This is a genomic window from Achromobacter sp. 46006, assembly GCF_059761975.1.
Window position 1 is genome coordinate 1 of sequence record NZ_JCBANN010000142.1, and the last position, 507, is coordinate 507.

Here is a 507-nt window from a genome sequence, read left to right on the forward strand (position 1 = left end):
TGTTCACGGCTGTGTCATTGAGGCTGTCCGAGCTGGACGCCCTGGGTTCGCGCGAGGAAATCGTCAAGCGTCTGGGACAGGCAGGCGTGGCGGCGGACGAAGGCACCATCCGGCAGATCACCGAGGTGCGCCAGCAGATCGCCCGCACCGGCACGCTGGCCAGCCTGCCACGCGTCTCCTTCGTGCTCGAAACCAACCAGCTCGACAAGCGCCTGGGCGACGTGCGCCAACTCAACGAAGACGCCGGACTCTGGATCAAGACCAGCCACGGGCGCGCCGACTACCAGCAGATCGGCCTGAAGCACACCACGCTGCAGTTCGGTCTCGACCGCAAGCAGGGCAGGCAACTGTACGGCGTCATGGGCAGCTACACGCAGGGCTCCGGCCAGGGCGAAGGCCAGTTGTCGGAACGGCACACCACGGGCGGCATCGGCCTCTACTACGCCCTGATCCACGAGGACGGCCCGTTCGTCGACGTCATCGCCAAGTACCTGAAAACCAACCAGA

1 protein-coding gene is annotated in these 507 nt (G+C 65.5%); it reads left to right on the forward strand.

Annotated features, from left to right (window positions below; genetic code table 11):
- Positions 1–507 (forward strand): autotransporter outer membrane beta-barrel domain-containing protein (locus AC6LKG_RS26550; RefSeq protein ID WP_498169978.1); only part of this gene is annotated, 507 nt, incomplete at both ends.